The 18,581-nt window shown below is 67.5% G+C and carries 12 protein-coding genes and 3 pseudogenes; 3 read left to right on the forward strand and 12 right to left on the reverse strand.

Annotated elements, in window-relative coordinates; genetic code table 11:
- Nucleotides 1-299: 299 nt before the first annotated feature.
- A pseudogene (locus ACIRP7_RS36180) lies at nucleotides 300-617 on the forward strand (dienelactone hydrolase family protein); the annotation flags it as partial.
- A gap of 105 nt (nucleotides 618-722) precedes the next feature.
- Here the strand turns inward: ACIRP7_RS36180 and ACIRP7_RS36185 are convergent.
- From ACIRP7_RS36185 to ACIRP7_RS36205, 5 genes are all read right to left on the reverse strand, one after another.
- Complete coding sequence (locus ACIRP7_RS36185) at nucleotides 723-1,310, reverse strand: PIN domain-containing protein (RefSeq protein ID WP_403668347.1); 588 nt, start codon at nucleotides 1,308-1,310, stop codon at nucleotides 723-725.
- Nucleotides 1,311-1,359: 49 nt separating this feature from the next.
- A complete protein-coding gene (locus ACIRP7_RS36190) occupies nucleotides 1,360-2,100 on the reverse strand; it encodes a 3'-5' exonuclease (protein ID WP_403668686.1) in 741 nt (246 codons plus the stop codon).
- Nucleotides 2,021-2,662, reverse strand: a complete 642-nt coding sequence (locus ACIRP7_RS36195; protein ID WP_403668350.1) for a hypothetical protein — start codon at nucleotides 2,660-2,662, stop codon at nucleotides 2,021-2,023. Before ACIRP7_RS36195 ends, ACIRP7_RS36190 begins: the two co-directional genes overlap by 80 nt.
- A gap of 124 nt (nucleotides 2,663-2,786) precedes the next feature.
- Nucleotides 2,787-3,314, reverse strand: coding sequence for a hypothetical protein (locus ACIRP7_RS36200; protein WP_403668352.1), 528 nt, complete (start codon nucleotides 3,312-3,314; stop codon nucleotides 2,787-2,789).
- Between the two features lie 12 nt (nucleotides 3,315-3,326).
- Nucleotides 3,327-3,956: a hypothetical protein gene (locus ACIRP7_RS36205; protein WP_403668354.1), complete on the reverse strand. Its 630-nt coding sequence runs from the start codon at nucleotides 3,954-3,956 to the stop codon at nucleotides 3,327-3,329.
- Between the two features lie 819 nt (nucleotides 3,957-4,775).
- Here ACIRP7_RS36205 and ACIRP7_RS36210 point away from each other — a divergent pair.
- Entirely contained in the window at nucleotides 4,776-6,038 is a 1,263-nt protein-coding gene (locus tag ACIRP7_RS36210) for an IS701 family transposase (protein WP_403668356.1), read from the forward strand.
- A 312-nt stretch (nucleotides 6,039-6,350) separates the two neighbouring features.
- Here the strand turns inward: ACIRP7_RS36210 and ACIRP7_RS36215 are convergent, their stop codons facing one another.
- From ACIRP7_RS36215 to ACIRP7_RS36240, 6 genes and pseudogenes are all read right to left on the reverse strand, one after another.
- Nucleotides 6,351-7,490: an NACHT domain-containing protein gene (locus tag ACIRP7_RS36215; protein ID WP_403668359.1), complete on the reverse strand. Its 1,140-nt coding sequence runs from the start codon at nucleotides 7,488-7,490 to the stop codon at nucleotides 6,351-6,353.
- A gap of 297 nt (nucleotides 7,491-7,787) precedes the next feature.
- Nucleotides 7,788-7,952, reverse strand: a pseudogene (locus ACIRP7_RS36220) (IS5/IS1182 family transposase); the annotation flags it as partial.
- Between the two features lie 258 nt (nucleotides 7,953-8,210).
- Nucleotides 8,211-8,456, reverse strand: coding sequence for an ABC transporter permease (locus ACIRP7_RS36225; RefSeq protein ID WP_403668362.1), 246 nt, complete (start codon nucleotides 8,454-8,456; stop codon nucleotides 8,211-8,213).
- A gap of 30 nt (nucleotides 8,457-8,486) precedes the next feature.
- Entirely contained in the window at nucleotides 8,487-10,934 is a 2,448-nt protein-coding gene (locus ACIRP7_RS36230) for a hypothetical protein (protein ID WP_403668365.1), read from the reverse strand.
- Between the two features lie 832 nt (nucleotides 10,935-11,766).
- On the reverse strand, nucleotides 11,767-13,395 hold the full coding sequence (locus tag ACIRP7_RS36235) for a tyrosine-type recombinase/integrase (protein ID WP_403668367.1): 1,629 nt from the start codon (nucleotides 13,393-13,395) through the stop codon (nucleotides 11,767-11,769).
- A gap of 514 nt (nucleotides 13,396-13,909) precedes the next feature.
- A complete protein-coding gene (locus ACIRP7_RS36240; protein ID WP_403668369.1) occupies nucleotides 13,910-16,303 on the reverse strand; it encodes a glycosyl hydrolase family 28-related protein in 2,394 nt (797 codons plus the stop codon).
- Nucleotides 16,304-16,655: 352 nt separating this feature from the next.
- On the opposite strand from ACIRP7_RS36240, the pseudogene ACIRP7_RS36245 reads away from it, so the two are divergent.
- Nucleotides 16,656-16,780 (forward strand): annotated as a pseudogene (locus tag ACIRP7_RS36245) (IS110 family transposase); the annotation flags it as partial.
- A 65-nt stretch (nucleotides 16,781-16,845) separates the two neighbouring features.
- On the opposite strand, the gene ACIRP7_RS36250 reads toward ACIRP7_RS36245, so the two are convergent.
- Nucleotides 16,846-18,507 carry a transposase gene (locus tag ACIRP7_RS36250; RefSeq protein WP_403668372.1) on the reverse strand — a complete coding sequence of 554 codons (1,662 nt, stop codon included), beginning with the start codon at nucleotides 18,505-18,507 and terminating at the stop codon, nucleotides 16,846-16,848.
- Between the last annotated feature and the right edge of the window lie 74 nt (nucleotides 18,508-18,581).

Here is an 18,581-nt window from a genome sequence, read left to right on the forward strand (position 1 = left end):
TTTTATAAGAACTGAAAGAAGAAGGGGAGCAATCGGTAAGAAGACGACAAGATCGGTACGTCTGCACGGCAGCACGGCGGAAGTCGGGCCCGCGTTCAGGCCGCACTGCGGGCACTGTCCAACTCGCGGTTCTTCGCCGGCCTCGCGCTGCAGGCGATGGTGTCCGACCTGAAACAAGTCAGCCGCTACTTCACCGACCCTGGTCTACGAGCGCGGGTTCTCGCCCGGGTCACCGACCAGATCGGCCCGGACACGAGGGTCGTCGTCGCCCACTCACTGGGCTCAGGTGGTGGCCTACGCGGCGCTGTGCGCGCGCCCCGGCCACGCTGGGATACGTAGCGCTGGCCTTCGACTTCACGGCAGCCGCTATATGGGCGACCCCGAGGAGATGCTGGCAGTCGCCTACCGCTGTTCGCTGATCCCGAACGGATGTGGGCATCGGTCATGCGGAGCTCGAGGTGTTGCGCACCGAATGGACCCCAACCGGTCGCCACCGTCGGCTACGGCACCGGGGGCGCCGTCGGGCTGGAACTCGGGCGCGCGACGGGCACGCTTCCGGGCCAATCAACGCACTGCCCACGGGTCGACCGGGCGAGGCAGCGCGCATTCGCTGCCCGCCAGGACGCCGGGGCGGCGGACTTGGTGTTGCGCCAGGGCAGGTAGGTGTGCAGCTCGCGGGTCTTGACCGTGTGGTTCGGATGGACCCTATGCCGTCACAATACTTAGGCCCTCGAACCGTCATCGAGTGCAGTGCCCTTCTTCCGGTACTCCTCGGGCAGCCTCAACACCGTCAGCCCCATCTGCTGAGCGCGCAGCCGCATGCCGAAGTCGTCCGTGAGGACTCGGGCTCCCTGCGCGGGGTGGTCTTCTGGCGGGTGCCAGATCAGCCGGATCTGGGGGGCATGGAGGTTGTCGAGGTCGGAGGCGCAGCGGAGGATCGCCAAGTCTGCATCGCCGCCACGCTCGTCGGTGTCGACCCACATCTCCAGCGTCACGTCCTCGCGGAGCCGCACCTGGTCCCCCGGGCCGTTGTCCTTCAGTGCGCGCTCGAGGTAGCGGATCGCGGTGGCGGCCCTCTTCGCGAGCTGGCCTTGTCCGTACTTCTGGCGGTCTAGTTCGTCGATGACTGCCAGCGGAACGATCAGGCGGCACAGCTTCGCACTCTCGCCTTGGTTCTTGAGGACCCTTCGCCAGGGGATGTCGCCGTGCTGGCTCCAGTAGTTGAACATGTTGGTGTCGTAGACCACCGGCAGCCCGATCCGGTCGGCCAAATGCTTCAGGACTCCCAGCTCCTGCCAGGCACGGTCCACGGCTTCGGCCTGTGCCCAGATCTCCGTACTCGCTAACTGTCGTCCGTGGTCAGGGCCGTGGCCACGAGGACCGACCCGGCAGGTGGTCCGGGGACGGCGTCGCCCGGTGCGGGCGCGGTCGGCGTGAAGTGGAGCCCCGGCTTTTGGACATGCCGATCAGTACCTTCCGCGCGGACTCGCAGTCGCCGAGGGCGCGGTGACGGCCGCCGAGCCGCAGCCACCGGAAAGAGCCGACCCAGTCCTTGTACGCCTCCATGAGGCAGAACCAGGAGTCCTCGGGTTCCAGGTGCATCGGCTTCTTCCCCGCCCGCCGGACGTCGCCGAGGACGACTCCCCTGTCGAAGTCGACGTTGTAGGCGCAGATGACCCGTTCCTTGGTGACTTGGCGCAGCCGCGGGAGGACCTTCTCGAAGGGCCGGGCGTCGGCCACCATCTCGTCGGTGATGCCGTGGACCCAACGGGCGCCGTCGCTGATCGGCTCGGTCGGCCTGACCAGAGTGTCCAGCAACTTCTTGCCGGTAGCTGCGTCGATCGCGGCGACCTCGACGATCTGCCCGGGCAGATCGGTCGTCTCGGTGTCGATGACGACCGCGGCGTCCGGCTGAAGGAGTTCGCGCGCAATGCGGGTCACCTCGCCCCACGCCGGGCACAGGGTGATCTCGCTGGCGTACGGGGCGGCCGCCGGGTCGGCGAGCAACTCCCGCCGGACCTCATCCTCGGTCGGGCCGCCGTCGACGCGCTCCCAGTCCAGCTCCCAGCCCCCGGAGTACGGGGAGTTCCAGGCCCACACCGTCGTACCGTGCCGGTCGGCCAGTCCTTGCGCGAATGCCTTCACCACGGCGGCCCGGGTGGGGGCGAGGGCGGCGTCCTCGCGCAGCGGTGAGATGGCGCCCTTGGGCAGGGCCCCGTACCGCTTCGAAGTCCACGCCCGGCATGTCCCGCACGGCGCGTACGTCGGCGAGCCGGTACAGCGCCACGGTGACGGTGCGGTGCCGGCCGACCTCGCGCTCGTAGGTGGTCGCGGGAGTGATCCATCCGGCGGCCTCGACGTACTTCCAGTCGGCCGGGTGCCTAATCTCCAGCACGTCTTCGGCGGCGGTCTGCGCGGTGATGTACTGCTCGCCGTCCGCCTCGGCGGCCAGCGCATCCACGTCAGTGACCAGGTAGCGGCCGCCCTTGCCCTGGGTGATGCGCCCCTCGGCGCCCATCCGCTCAATGTCCCGCCAGTGCCAGCCGATCCGTTCGGCTGCCGCATCCCACGTCAGGCTCGCCGCCTCCCACGCGAGCCGCTCGGACACCACGGCGCGCACCAGGTTCTCGTCGAGGGTGAGCGCGGTCGCCGTCGCGTACATGCCATCGTCACCTCGATGCCCAGCCGCTGCGACAGCAGGCCCGCGATCCGCCAGCCGCCCAGCTCCTCCGGCAGCGCCGACCCCTCCTCGGCGGCCGGCTGTGTGGTCTTCGTGGTGGTCTCGGTCATCGGTCCTCCTCCGTCTGCGCCGGTGCCAGGGCGGGAGCGGTGGCCTGCAACTGGCGCCGCTCGGGGGGCCAGATCAGGCTCAGGTACTGCATGGTGCTGGTGGCGTAGCTGATGTCGACGTCCGCGTCGGTCACCGTGTACGGGGTCTGTCCGGGGGCCTCGATGCGGACGGTGGCCTGGGGCCAGGGGATGCCGTCGCGGCCCTCGGCGTGGATGTAGCCGCCGAATTCCTCGTACCGGTCGTACCGGTTCCCGGGGGCGGGCACGCGCAGGTCCGGGGCGTACACGGTGATCGTCTGGCCGCCTTCGAAGGTCAGGGTGGCGGGCTCGGCCGGGGTGGTCTGGGGGAGCCTGCAGAGGGCGCGCAGCCACTGCTCGGCGGCCTCGCGGGAGAAGGTCGGGCTCTCCTCGGTCCCGCCGGTGGCGTCGAGACCGCCGTGGCGGCGGCGCCAGTTGACGACCGCCACACGGCCGACACCGGCCAGCCGGGCGATCTGGGAGAGGTTCACCTGGGAGGGATTCATGGAGGGCCCCCGTCACATGAAGCGGACGCGGGCGACGACGGCCAGGAGCTCGCCGGTGTCGGCGGCCCGCTGGAACGCGTCCTGGTCCTCGCCGTGCTTCACCGGTCCCGCGATCAGTACGTGCTGGGCACGGTCGAGCAGGTCCCAGAACGGTTCCGGCAGCGGCACGGTCTCGCTCGCGTCCCACAGGTGCGGCAGCACGTCGTAGCCGTCGGGATCAATCTGGACGAGGCACTCCAGCGACCTTGTGGCGATGTCCACCCGCAGCCGCCAGTTGTAGTCGGGCTGCGGTAGCTGGCTCCCGTCCCAGGCCTGCCAGTCCGTCCGGCGGGCCAGGTCGGCAAGCCCGGCACCCGCCGTCTCGCACTCCAGGATGAGCATGGGCAGCGGCCGCCCGTCGGGCATGTGGGTGGTGGCGAGCATGACCGCGTAGGCGGGGACGCCGTCGGGGTCGGACGGCAGACCGGCCTTGCCGATGGGGCTCGAGCCGGGCCCGGTCCCGTCGACCCACTTGGAGGCGCTTCCCTGCGGGTCCAGGTCCGTCTTCAGGTCGAGGAACTGGAAGACGTCCGGACCGGCGCCTCCGGCGGCCCAGTGGGTGAGCGCGTCGTCCAGCAGCTCGGCGGCCTGCGTCTCTTCCATTTGTGCTACGGCCGCGAAGGCCGCGGTGCCGTCGCCGGACTCTGCGGCTGACCGGGCGAGCGGCGACCACGACCTGGTCGCGGACGACACGCTCGGCGAGTGCTGGGCACCCGCGTTCAGCTCCATCCCGTAGACGGCTCCGGCGAGCGCCGAGAGGGTTGCCCGGTGGCCCTGGACGATCTTGCCCGTGAGTGAACTCTGGCACGGGCCGCACCCTGACCTGGCCGCGGCCACCAGGCGGCTGGCGAAGCCGAGGTTGAGCTTGTTGCCTGCTGAGTGGGGCAGGCCCTGAAGGGATCGTCATGTCCGGGACGGGGTCGTGGCGGTGGACGTTCCCCGTCGCGGCCGATGCCCGGGAGGCTCCGGTGCGTACGGCGCGGGCCTTGTCCCGGCTCTTCTTGCGCTGGTTCCTGACCATCACAGTCCTCGACTGGCGTGCACGGACCCATGACCCGAACACGCGCATGAGAGATGACTGCGGTGATCGGTACTGCGCCAAGCGGCAGTGTTCTTCGCACTGATGCGCCCGGACCCGTTGGTCCCGCGTACCTTCGCCCCAGGGCTCCCAGTCATGGGCAAGGGGCCAGCTTGGGCCGGTGCGCGGCCCGTGGACAACACCGTACCGGCTGCCACTGACATCCCGGGGCCGGAAGCGAATCTCGCGGAGACCGGTGCGACGGGTCACGGCAGATGACATCGGGTCGCGACGACTGACACCAACGCCCGCGCCTAGAAATCACCCCTCGCCTAGTAGGGCCTGGTCAGGTTCACTCGGTGGTGGCGTGTCCGTTTGATCGCTTGTTCCGTTGACCTGTTGTGATGGGTGGGGAGCTGGCCGCGGTCCGGTGCGATCTGGAGGACTTCGCGGCGGAGATGTTCGAGCCGTTCGCGCGGGCGGATCAACGCCGGTGGGGAACGGTCTATCTGCGGGGCCTGCTGCTGGACGGGCGGCGCAAGTCGGTGGAACCGATGGCCGCCCGCCTGGGCGAAGACGGCAACCGGCAGGCCCTGGCGAACTTCATCACCACCAGCCCGTGGGACGCGACGCATGTCCGCGCCCGCCTCGCCTGGCGGATGCAGCACGTGATCAAACCGACCGCGCTGATCGTGGATGACACAGGCTTCCTCAAGGACGGGGACGCCTCGGCGTGTGTGGCCCGGCAGTACACCGGCACCGCGGGCAAGGTCACCAACTGCCAGGCCGGGGTGTCACTGCACCTGGCCTCCGACGACGCGTCGGCTGCTGTCGACTGGCGTCTGTTCCTGCCCGAGAGCTGGGATCCCGCCTCACCCAAGGCCGATCCGGGCAAGGTGGCCCGCCGCACCAGGTGCGGCATCCCCACCGACGTCGGACACGTCGAGAAGTGGCAGCTGGCCCTGGACATGATCGACGAGACCAGGTCGTGGGGCATCGACGTCCCGCTCGTCGTCGCCGACGGCGGCTACGGCGATACCGCAGCCTTCCGCCTCGGCCTGGAAGAACGCGAACTCAGCTACGCGGTCGGCATCTCCACCACGACCACCGCCCACCCGGAAGAAGCCCGGCCGCACATCCCGCCCTACAGCGGTCGTGGTCCGAGGCCCGCCCCGTCCTACCCCGAGCCGGCCCAGACGGTGAAGAAGCTGGTCACCGCGGCCGGGAAGCGAGCCGCGAAGGCGGTGCAGTGGCGGGAAGGCTCCCGGCCGGGCAGCGGCCGCAGCGGCGTCAAGCGCATGTACTCCCGCTTCGTGGCCCTGCGGATCAGGCCCGCCGGACGCGAGATCCGCAAAGCCTGCGACGGCCCGGAACTGCCGGCGCGCCGGCTGCTGGCCCAGTGGCCCGCCACCGAACCCGAACCCGTCCAGTTCTGGCTGTCCAACCTGCCCGCCGACACCCCGCTGGCCACCCTCGTGCGCACCGCGAAACTGCGCTGGCGCATCGAGCACGACTACCGCGAGATGAAGCAAGCCCTGGGCCTGGCCCACTTCGAAGGCCGCACCTGGAGAGGCTGGCACCACCACGTCACCCTCGTCTCCCTCGCGCAAGCCTTCTGCACCCTCCAGCGCATCACCCGGTCCCCAAAAGAGACGGCGCCGGCCTGAGCCTCTACCAAGTCGCCCGCGAACTGCAGTTACTCCTCGCGGTCAGGACCAGCGCCTGCCCCACCTCTCACCGCGACATGCCAGAACCGATACCAACCTGACCAAGCCCTACTAGGCAGTGTCCAGAGTCCATACGTGTCGAACAGGCCGCGTGCCGGGACCAGCAGCAGGCTGAGGGCCATGGCCGCGCAGCCAACCACCAAGAGCGGTCCCAGCCTGCGCAGGAGCCACGGCAACTCCAGGCGCAATTGCCACCAGGCGAACCGTCGAGTGCCGCGCCGCTGCATGATGCCGGCAAGGTAACGGAGCCATTCAGGCGCGCGTTCGACATATGGGCTGTCGGCGAGGGCGGCCGGCACGAACGCCTCCAGCAGATGCTGCTCCAGCACGGCCGGATCGGCGAACCGCTTCTCGAGAAGTCCGGCCGGGTCCCGGCCCGCATCGCCGTAAACGGCCCGGGCCATCGCCACCATCAAACTCGCGCAGATAAGCAAAGATGGGATCCCACCGCGTGGTCCGCTTCCCGCCCGCACCACGCACCGGCCGGGCGGTACGCACTAGATAGGCGCTGACGGAGGTGAAGGCCAGCGGCTGCAGCTCAACGACGGCAGCCTGGGCGAACACGTTTCCGCTCTCCACAGCCTTCACATACGTCTGCGTTCGGCAGGTCAGCAGCACACTCTGCCCCGGATCGAGTTCGGCGTTCAGCCGCTGCAGCGCCGCACCGCACAACGACTCCGCCATCTCGTCCAGCCCGTCCAGGACCGGCAGGACGAGCCCGGCCTCCAACAAGTCCCGGCTCCAATGCGCCCCTGGGTAAGTGGTGCGCATGTGAGCTGACATCCAGTCCCGTAGCCGCTCCCGATCGGGCTGCCAGCCGGCCAGTGGGAAGACCACCGGGACAGGATCACCGGAGGCACGTTGTGCGAGCTTGTCCAAGGTGAAGCGGACCGCGAGGACTGTCTTGCCGCTGCCCGGACCGCCGAGCACCACCATCCGTCGCGAGGGCACGGTGTCGAAAACGTCCGCGACTCCTTCAAGCTCGCCCTCCGGCCCAGCGGTTCGGCTCCCACCGTCCCATTCATCTGCGAGCCACTCCTCAGCAGGCGCCCACTGCACCTGGAGCGGGGACGGGTCCTGGAGCCTCCGCAGCCTCCACTCCGCTTGCCACTGCTCCTGCACCGCCGAGGCCAGCCGGTTGGCCAGATTCTGCAGCCGCTCCTGCGACAGGGTCTCTTCGGTTCGCTCTCTGGCAACGCTTTCCCGCCACAGGTTCACGGCCAGGCCGACGACGGACACTCCGAAGCCAAGAACGGCTGTGACCGAGGCGGGGTTATCCCTCTCTCCCCACGTTTGGATCACAACGATCCCCGCGGCCGCGGCTGCTCCCAACCAGATGCCATGGCGCCGCCATCGCTTCAGTGACGCACTTACCCGCTTATTGCTGTACACGCAAAGCATCACAGTTGTGACTCTATGTAATATCCGCAGATGAGCCCCATGTGTGCGCATTCCGGCCTCTCCAGCGCTCCGCCCAGGTCGGAGCTCTCTCGGTGTGCCGTCACAGGTCGCCGTAACTCGCCCGACCAACCACTGGAGCCCCCAGTTGCCCACCATGGCGGCGAGTCGCCTGGCAGAGGTTGGATACCGCCCAGTGCGCCGCCGTCCGGAACACGTCTGGGCTCACCTGCACCCTCAGAGGGCGTTTTGTCCCGCTGTTTTATCCCGGATTGCCCGGTTGGGTGCGGTTCAGGTGCCGCGCCAGCTCGGGGTGGATTCTGCAGCGAGTCGGCGGGTCATGAGGTTGATCATCGCGAGGTGGACCATGGCTTCGGAGCGATGAGGTTTGGCCTCGTAGTCGCGGGCCAGTCGGCGGTGGTTCATCAGCCAGCCCAGGGTGCGTTCGACGGTGTGGATGCGCGACGTCACGTACGTCGACGACATCAGTCCGGTTCTCAGAGACGAGCTGACCCGCACTATCTGAGCATCCGACCCGGCGTACGCCGCCTCAGCCGCCAAACACTGCTCAATCGCAGAGGATGGCGCACCCCGCCTGGAGCAGAGCCCGCCTCGCCGCGCTCAGCTGCGATCCCCCGGGGTGCACTCCGCACAAGCAGTGACCCCGAAGGCCGCCTCGTGAACTGCACGAGGCGGCCTTCGCCGTGCGCGGCGCTACTGGTCTCCGACCGGCGTACGTGCCCTGCGGAACTCGGCGCGGGCCAGCAGGGAGAAGACGGCCGTGGCGCACAGGGCGACGACGGCGATGGCCCATTCGAGGGCGCCGCTGTGCTGGTCGGGATCGACCCCGAAGACCTCCTCGATCCAGTCGGGCGAGAACAGGGTGAGGAGGCACAGCAGGCCGCTCACGACGGCCAGGACAGCCTCGATCCGGCCGCGCAGGCGCACGTTCCGCATCATCGTCGTCACCTTCGCCTTCGGTCGGCCGCGTCACACCGCGGACAGGTCGATCTCGAACATTCCGCGGCCGTGGGTGACACAGACCAGGGTCTCGTCCATCCAGAACAGGTCGTCGACCGAGCAGTTGGTCGGGCCCTCGTTGGTCGGCGACCAGGTCGCCCCCTTGTCCTCGCTGGCGAAGAGACCGACCTCGGTGCCGCAGTAGAGGAGAACGTCGCGCCGTGGATGCACGGTCACCGCGCGGATGGGGGCGTCGGGCAGCGTGCCGGAGAGGTCGGCCCACCGCGCGCCGCCGTCGTGGGTCACCCACAGGTTGTCCGGTTCGAAGCCGCCGAAGCAGACGTAGGCGGTGTCCAGGTCGGTCGGGTGGGCGGTGATGCAGGCGCAATAGCGCTTCGGCCGCAGCGGGTTCGGGCCACCCACCCCGACGCGCCGCCAGGCCGGAGCGGCCGTGGTGCCGTCGGTGGAGTGGAAGACCTGGCCGTCGTTGTGGCCCACCCAGACCACATCGGAGTCGGCAGGCGAGATCGCCAGGGCGCTGATCGGGGCGCTGCCCTCGGCGTCGGGGCCGGTCCTGGGTTTGATCGAGTGCCAGGCGGGCCCCGAGGTGGGGGTGTTGGGCGCCTTGGCGTTGTCGGTCCGCCACAAGTCCAGGCCGCCGGCGAGCAGCCGCTCGGGCTCGCCCGGGTCCAGCACGAACGGCGCGATGAAGAGCGCCGTGCCGTCCTTTGCGTCGGGGATCCGGAACGGCTCCGGCTTCCAGTCCCATTTGTGCTTCTGCTCGTTGAAGAACATTCCGCTGATGTAGCGGTGCGGGTCGTCCTCGGTGGCGCCGCCGTCGGTGTTGCGGTGGATGTTCAGGTTTACGTACTCGCCGTAGAAGACGCCTGGGTCGGCGGGTTCGCAGGCGCACCAGCCGCCGTCCCCGCCGGAGAACTCCTGCCACCCCTCGGTGCCGGCCTCCGGGTCGAGGACGAGGGAGCCGTTGTCCTGGGCGCCGCCGATGATCCTTCCGGTGACGGGGTTCCCGGCGCCGCCGAAGAACTGGGTGACGCCGTAGTTGTTGACCAGTTCGGTCCAGCCCCGCACGAACGGCGCCTTCGGCTCGGTCCCCACCTTGGCCAGGTCCGCCATGAACACCCCGCCGTCGGTGCCGAAGAACACGGTTCTGTGGTGCACCCCGTCGTAGGCGGGATGCGACACGATGACGTGCTGGTCTGCGTGCGCCGACTCCGGCGCGACCTCCCAGGTGCTGATCTCGGCCAGGTGGTCGCCGCCGTCCGTGCTGCGCCACAGGTTGATGCCGCCCACCACGAGCAGGTCCTCGTCCGTGGGGTCCCCGGCCCAGACGGCGTTGCCGTACCAGCCCTGGCCGCCTAGGTAGTCGGCCCGCTTGCCGTCCGGGCCGCGGCCGCGCCGGGGCTGGTAGGTTCGCCCGCCGTCGTCGGAGCGCCAGATGCCGCCGAGGCCGTCCAGTTCCACCGAGGCGTATACGACCGCCGGGTCCTTCGCCGCGTACGCCACCGACACCCGGCCCTGCCAGGTGCTGTGGGCCGCCTCCTGCCAGGTTTTGCCGCCGTCTTCGGTGAACCAGGCCTTGGCGCCGCGCAGCGCTCCGGCGACCGCCCGGCCGCTGTCCGCGGGGTCGAAGACGACCGTGCCGACGGGGACGCCGAGGACCCGTGTCCAGTCGCCGTGCGCCGGGTCCGAGCTGCGGAAGAGGCCGGTGGAGGTGGCCGCGAGGACGACCTCGCCGGACGCGGACACCGCGATCCCGGACACGGCGCGGAAGTCGTTCGTCTGCGTGGCCGCCAGGGGTTTCCAGGTGGCGCCGTCGGTGGTGCGGAAGACTCCGTTGCCGCGCAGGGCGTCGATGTTGAGGAGCTCCCCGGTGCCGGCGTACAGAGTGTCCGGGTCGGAGGGGTCCACCGCGAGGGCCCCGCAGGCTAGGTTGGCGAGGAAGTCGTCCACGGGCCTCCAGGCCTTGCCTCCGTCCCCGGTGTGCCAGACCCCGCCGCCCGCGCTCGCGGCCCACATCCGCTCCGGGTGGTCCGGGTGGATCACGATGCCGAGGGTGCGGCCTCCGATGTTCCCGGGGCCGAGCCACTTCCAGCGGGCGAGCGCCAGCCCCGCCGTGGGCGTCACGCCGTGCTCGCCGGGCGCGGGATGGGGGCCGGTCGGCACACCGGCCGTCTCCGGCTGCGCGGCGGCGTGGAGACGGGTCCGGGCCTGCTCGCGGGCCGTGCCCCAGGGGTGAGCGGGGACCCGCCCGTCGTCACCCCGTTCCTGTTGAAGTCTGAACAGCCCGCGCGCGTTGGGCAAGTCGGGGAAGTCCAGCCGGCGCAGCGCTTTGCGTATCGCCCCGGTGGACAGGCCCTCGAGGGTCTCGTTGGTGGTTCCCCGCGTCTCGCGGAGCAACTTCACCTGCTCGACGCTGATGTTCTTGGCCCGGGCGACTTCTTCGTCGGAGATGCCCATGATGCGCCTCTGCGTGTGCGATGAGACAGTGTGGCGGGGACCCACTGACCATCGTCTCCCGGTGCCGGGTGAGCGGCAACACCAGGACGCCGTCATCGACACGCCACAGCTCTACGTCGCGAAGCCCTGCTGCCCCGGCAGCCTGCTCTGGTTCTTGCCAGCAAGCCTGAGTCGTCACAACTGGTGCCGCATGGGTCGGAAACGGGCCACCTTGTCGAGTCAGGGCCGGGCGACCACGCACCAGGGCGTACAGGAAGACGCGTCCGAGCGCCTCCAGGGCGAAGGTGCCATCGCTCGGCGCGCCCGCGTCCGGGCCGGGCAGCGCGGTGAGCGGAACGAACGGCACCCTGCGCGCGGCCGGGGAAAAGCCGCTGCCGCCCGGGGAAGGCACCAGAGTTGCTCCTCACCCCGCCATGACACCCGACAGGGCCCGGTACCGTCCGGCGCCACGCTGCCGAGGTGCCTGAACGTCTCTACACGCCCCAGCCCACGGCCCTTTGACCGCCAGGTATGCCGACCTCGGACCTGCGGCATTCGACGACCCGGCCCGCCCAGGCACGCCTGGCCCGGCTGGTTCTCATCGCTTCGCGCCCACCCACCTCACGACGGGCCGGCCCGCTGCGCCTGTACAGGGGGAACAGCAGACTGCTCACCGGCGGACCGAAGTGTCCCGACCAGGTCGCGGACTGGCTCAACGCGTGTTCCCTGCCGGCGCCGTGGCCGTCGGATGTCCGCTGCCCGATGATTGGGTGGACGCAGACCTCTCGCACGCCGAGGTCGCTGGGACGATCGGCAGCCACCTCACGGTCGGGTGGCGTTGTGCGTCTCGGGATCAGGCGGGCGGACCGTCGAAGGAGGACCAGTCGGACCAGGCGGCGTTGGGGTCAGTGCTCACCTTCCACGAGGACACCGCATCGGTGTCGGTGCCGACCACGATCTGCGGACGGCCGTCCGTGAGGGTGGCCACGCCCACGCTGCGGGCCGATCCCGGCAGGCCGTTGAACTTCGTCCATTCGGCCCAGGCGGCGCTCGGTTCGGTGGTCACCTTCCAGGTGGTCCACAGCTCGCCGCCGTCAGTCACGGCGAATATCTGCGGCCGATTGTCCGTGAGCGGGGCTGCGGCGAGCGACACCACGTGGCCGTGGACGAAGTCGAACGGCTGCCAGCCGGTCCAGCCGGCGTCCGGGAGTTCGGTTACCTTCCAATTGGTGAACACCCCTTGGCTGCTTCCCGCGAACAGCTGCGGACGGCCGTCCGTGAGCCGTGCTGATGCCATGCTTCGAACAGACATGTGATCCTTCTCCTCTCCCACGCCCAGACGGGCGTTCATGCCCCTCCCTCCGTTCCAGCGTTCGCGCGGCTCACGCTGATCGGCAAGCCGGGCGCTCGAGTCAACCGGCCAAACGGGTGAAGATCGCTCGGCGAGCCCGCTGGTTCCAGGTGATCGTCCGTTAGGCCGGCGCCGCCACGCGGGCCCCTCTCTCCGTGCAGGGCAGGATGACAGGGATTCCATCGCGCACCTCATCGGAGGGCGGCCGGAATACGCCAGAAACGTGCCGTAGGGGTCAACCCCGACGGCGGGCGGCGGGGTCGCGTCAGCGACGTGCCGGGCGACCGCGTCGACGCCGGGGCGAGCGTAGCGTTCCAGGGACCGTACGGAGGCGTGGCGGGAGCGGGCCAGCAGCATCTGCGTGGACGTGCCGTACTCCGCGTCGTGCGTCAACGCACTGTGCCTGAGCCGGTGCAATGTCCATCCCGCCAGGTCCTCGACGTCCTCGGGCCGGGCAAGCGGGTTCGCCAGCAGCCGGGTGGACTCCTCGAAGATCTCCCACCCCCGGCGGTAGGAGAGCCGGGCCCGGCTGGTCTCCTCGCAGACGTCCAGCGTCGCGGTTCCGGCTGGGGACTTGCGACCGGTCAGGAACAGGGGCCCGCGGGTGCGGCCGGCGATCAGGCGGGGCAGGAGCTGGGCGGTGCCGGACTGCCAGTGGATCCACTCGGTCGCGCCGCCCTTGGCGGTGATCTTGCCGCGCTTGCCCTGCGGGTACAGGTCCTCCACGTTCAGGCACAGCACCTCGTCGGCCCGTGCGGCGGACTCGTAGAGCATCTTCCAGAACGTCTTCTCACGCAGTGAGACGTCCAGGCGCCACAGGGCAGCGATCTGATTGTCCGCCAGGGCCTTGGTGCGGTCCGGCGGCGCCGGCCGCCGCTCGATGCCGATCGTGGGATCGCCTTCAATCCAGCCCTGACGCTGCCACCAGCCGATCGCCTTGCGCGCGATGGACAGTTCCCGGTTGACGGTATCGGCGTCCATCTCGTCCGCCCGCGCCGCCGCCAGTTCGGCCAGCACCTCCGGCAGCGCCGGGTCGTCGATCGCCGCGACGAGGAAGACGGGCGGCTTCGCGCCCCGGCGGGCGGCTCCGGTCGGCGCGGGTTCGCCGGTGAACATCCACCCCCACGTCATACCGCTCGACCGCCGCGGTGTACGACGCCGGCGGGGCGGACAGCGGCACCACCCGGGCGCGCGGCAACCGAAGCACGCCCCCGGCCCCGAGTTCGGTCACTGGTTCGATCGTCACGCCCGCCCCGCCCCACTCAGCGCTGCCGCAGTAAATGCGTACACCTCCCCCGGTGGCCGGAACACCCCGCCGCAGGTCGTGGTGATCACGGTAGAGGCCCTGCCGCAGCAAATCCGGTATTTACCGCGGCACCACCCTGACGAGCCAACAGGCGCGGGAGGTCCGGTAAGCAGAACCGCCGCTCATGCGACCCTGCACGTGTCATACCGTCACGACGCCCTGTGTGCTCCCATGAATGGTTGGCGTGGCGTTGGCGACACGGGATTCATCCTGGAACACTCGCCGCCTTCGAAGCGCCACCGGCCCGCTGTGTCGTCAACGTTCACCACGCTCAGCTGACCCACTGTCGGATTCGATGAGATGCGGCATGCCCGATATCAGTTCCGTCCGCGCCTCCGCCTATTCCAACAGGTTCGCCTTTCTCATCTTGTCAAGAAGTGCATTGAAATCATTCTTCAGCTGGTCAATGCTAGTCGCATTCGACTTCGTCTGTTTTTCCGCGCGCTGTGGAAGCGGTTCAATGCACCATTGGTTTGCGGGATCATCCAAGTCATAGATCGTCTGCCAAACTAGGTGTTTGTCGTTAGTCAGGCTTCCAACCCTCTGGTCCTGGTCGTGGGGCCAGGGATCCTCCTCACCGGAGACATTGAGCCCCGGGTCCAACGGGCCATCGGTGATGTAGGCGGTCAGCCGATACAGGAAGTGATTGGCGTGCGTCGGCCTGACGGTTTGCCCTATGTGGTAGTGCGTCCCCCGAGTCCAGGGAAGAGCCAGTTTCCACCTTCCACACGCAGCCTGCACCGCCCACCCGATCGGGCCTCGGCGCGTTGAATCATCGAGGGCATTGAGGATCAGATCACCCGGGCTGTAGAAGTAGCAGCTACCCACAGAGGTATCGAAGGGAGTTCCGCTATAAACAACACCGATTCGCCGCTCATCATCAGGTTTTCCAATCCACGCTTCCGGAAGCATCAGTTTGCCGGGAAGTGGACCGTTTTCGTACGCGGTTTGATAGTAAGTATGGAAAGGCAACCCATGACTCAGAAGGGACACTTCAACCCTGCCCTTGGTACCCGGGGGGCCTGTCTGGACTTGGGTACGGAAGAGGGAGTCCCCCGCGGGTTGCAACTTGCCGTCCACCGTCACGATCTGAAAATCATGAATGATCGTGGGATCCTCACCATAGCTGCCGAGGGTGTTGGACGTTGTGACCTGAGGCTCATTTTTTCCCTCACACTTCCACACCAAACCATCGAGCTCTACCAGGTCTGTATCCGGCTTGAAGTCGGGCATGCCCTTCTTTTCGCGAGGTAGGCCGTTCACTCCATAAGTATGCCCGGCGTGAATTGCTCGATATTTGTATCCGTTCCCGGGTCCCTTCTGGGGCGTCTGCTCCTCGCCTTCCTCGATATCGACCCCCGCATCGGCGATCCAATACTTGTGCACTTTGGAATAGTCATTTACCACGCGGAGTGCAGAAGGTCCCTTGCCGAGAGAGTTGAAGCCCCAAAACACTGAGTCGGAGGTAGTGTCTATATCGCCTCCAATGACAGCGGTATTCCTACTCTTGAATACCGATGGTGCATCGGCTTCGGCGTAGCAGCCGACGTACACGGAGGGCCTCGATTTGCCGTCACAGCTATAGTTTCGGCGTCGGTTTGCTGCAGTGTGACATGAAACGAAGGTGGAGCCAAATCGTGAATTGTCGCAAATTCCATCACGCCCATTTGATGTGGCATCGACGTTCATAACTAGTATGGTACTGGCGTTGTCGTTGCCCAGGCTGCCGATGTCGAGCCCATTTTGGCCATTGCTGGTAAGGCGGCAATCACGTATCTGCACGCCGCTGGCGTTAACCACCGGTGCGACCTCGCTTGAGGATATCTCTATCCCGTTGCGCCTGAAACTGACAACGCTCATTCTCTCAATGCATGCGCCGGTCGCCATAACCCGTATGCCATCCATCTGCGGAGCCTGGAAGCTGGCGGCAGGCGTCCCTTGAGCGGGGATCGAATGGAGGGCGAGCTGACGAAGCACAGCATAGTCCGCACGGCCGCGAGGGGGCGTCATGGCCAATCCGGTCTCATAGCCCACCAGGGCAATTGCGCAATAAACGGTCTCCCGCGCTGTCCCCCCGCCGACTTCACCGATTTTAGTCGAGACAGAGAGGTTGAAATTTCCGGATTTGACATCTGCGAGTATGCGGCTGGTTTCGTCATGATAAGCAAGGCCGGCACCCTCCAGAATGCAACCGTTCGAGATACGGAGAGGCTTCTTAATACGGTAGTCTCCCGGAGGGAGGTAGACGACACTGCCGTCAGTAGTGTCGAATCGCATCGCGCAGTCCAGGGCACTTTGGATCGCGTCCGCGTCGTCGGCGCCTTCATCGGTTTTGCCGTTTCCCACTGCTCCGAAGTCGAGCACGCTCAGGCGCGTGTCGCGGCGGGGGCGGATTGTCACCGTGCCTGAAGCATCGCAGTCGCCGATCCAGTTCGGAGCGCTCACGCATTTCTTACTTGCAGCGCGGACGAGCTGTCCCGAACTGTCGATGCCAACCGCGCCAACCGCGCCGGGCTTATCGGGGCCCAGGCTGCGAAGGGTGAATACACCACTTATTTGAACTCTGACTTTGACGTTGTGTGGGGGATCCACCGTTTCCAGAGCAACCCCGAAGAACGGACTGGTATGCAACTCATCCGTCTTGATAGCAGGGGTGACGGTGCCTGATCCTGTCGTGCGGACCGCCTGGCCGGCTGTGATGCGCTGTGCGGCTTTCATGATTTCGATGTCCATCGGAACGTCCCTGCCGTCGAGACTTCGTCGGTCGGACGGGTCGGCGTGAGCGCGGCCGAAGTGCGAGCACCCGACCTCGGGGGCGAAGGTCGGTTCCCTTCGGCAGGGCACGCAACCCAACACCGTTTGGGGCCTCTTGCACCATTCGCCCTTTCCACGTTAGGCGTGATCACCGGCCTGCGCACTTTGCCAGGCCCGATGGCCGTCCCGACCGCGATCATGCTGATCAAGACCGAGTGCATCCATGGCCGGGAGTTCGCCACCAGAGCTGTCTCCAGCTCCCTGGCCAGTACCACACCGAAGCAGTTGGGAGCACGATGTCGACATCGGCGACGTGTGCGTCTTCCTCGGGATGGACGTCAGCGAGACCGCTCACCATGGCCACGGACTCACCCCGGCCAGCAATAGGGTCTTCGACAAGCAGCTGCCGACAGTGAGCCGAAGCTGCGGGCCGTCTTCGACAAGGTGGTTGCAGAGCGCGCCATTGGAACTCGGGTGCCCCTTCGGCTGTACTGGCGCAGTTCATGGCATGGACCACACCGTCACGCGGCCATCCGCAGCCGCCCTACCGCTTCGTTCTCGGGCGGCTCCATGTCCAGGTGCCAGGTACCGAAGCGGCGGGTCTTGCTGGTGATGTACGGGGTGACGGTGGCCAAGTCCACCGGGTCCACCTCCCACCCCTCGTCGATGAGGTCATTGGCCACCTTCGTAATGTCCACCGCGGTATGAAAAATGAGGCAGTTCGCCAGCAGCTCGTTGAACTTGATGGTCTTCTCCTGGTGGTCCGGGTCGTTGTCCTGGAGCACGTCGGAGGCGAACATCAGCCAGTTGCTGAACTTGTGGAACGCCTCGACCTTGTTCGTCATCGCCTGGATCGACTCGCGCAGTTCCGGTTCCGACAAGAACCTGAGGAGCACGATCGTCCTCATGACCCGGCCGAGCTCGCGGTACGCCTGGTAGATGCGGTTGCGCCTGGACTCGTTGCCCAGCCTGCGCAGCAGGGCGGCCGAGGACAGCCGCCCCTCGCGGATCGACAGCACCACGCGCATGAGGTCCTGCCAGTGGTTCTCGATCAGCCGCCAGTTGATGACGTCCTTCTGCGGGTCGCCGAACAGCGGGTCGATGTGCTGGTACTTCATCGTGGCGCTGGGCCGGTAGAAGGTCAGGTCCTTCCAGTTGCGGATGCGCGGCAGCAGCTCCACCCCGAGCATGTGCGCGAGCCCGAAGACAGGCAGCGACTGGCCTTGCGTGTCTCCGTGGACGATGTCCACGGTCACCTCGGACTGGTTCTTCAACAGGCCCTCGAACAGATACACCGCCTCCCACACGCCACACGGGATGAAGTGGCTGAAGAGCGCGATATAGGTATCGGACACGTGCCTCATCGAGATGCCGCCAAATCCCCCATACCGGATGTGGGACTCGGCCAGCATGTTGTTCTCCCAGGTGTCGTACTGGGAGCCGTCGATCCCGGCCTTGCCGACATCGCCCCACACGTGCGCCAGGTCGAGCTGAATGAACATGTCGATCACGTCCGCCGAGGCGGCGTTCAGCTTTTCCGCGCTGATGTGCTGGTTGCCCGCCAGTGACAGCTCGTGCACCGAGACCTTCTGCCGCATGTGCCGGGCGACCTGCGCGGGCCCCGCGTTCGTCCCGTAGCAGAAGACCGTCAGGACATAGCGGGCGAGTTTGTCGCGGATCTTCGGATCGCTTCCGGAGGCCGGGCCGAAGTGCCGCCACCACCGGATCCAGTACGCCGTGCGGGCGAGCACGTCCAGCAGGCTCCACTCCGGCAGCCGGCGCAGGATCTCCGCCTCCAGGTCCTGCGCGGACTTGCGGCGGTCCTTGCCCTTGCGCGGGGTGAGCACGATCTTCCCCGACGCGGTGTCGATGGTCAGGTCCGCGTTATCCGGGTACCCGGCGTCCACCTTCGCGGCTGTGGCGGTGAGCTTCTGCTTCAGCGCCGCGGTGAACGCCGGGGCGGTGGCGGGCAGCCCAGCCTGCTCGCAGTAGTCGGCAACCAGCGGCTCGCACGCCTGCCAGGACAGCAGCTGGTCGTGCAGGTTGGCGTACGATTCCGAGCCGATGACCGCCACGTCTCCGGTCCGCAGCTCCTGGGTGAGGTAGAAGAGCGTGCACACCTCGAAGTGCCGCCGGTTGATCTTCCCCGGCTTGTGCTTGTCGAACAGAATGCGCTGCCACATCTGCGAGGCTCGGCCGAGACCGTCTTCGTCTTCTCAGCTTGTCTTTTAACCTCTGTCCGCTTGGGTCTACGGGT

This window comes from Streptomyces sp. NPDC102270 (assembly GCF_044766405.1).
GTDB lineage: Bacteria > Actinomycetota > Actinomycetes > Streptomycetales > Streptomycetaceae > Streptomyces.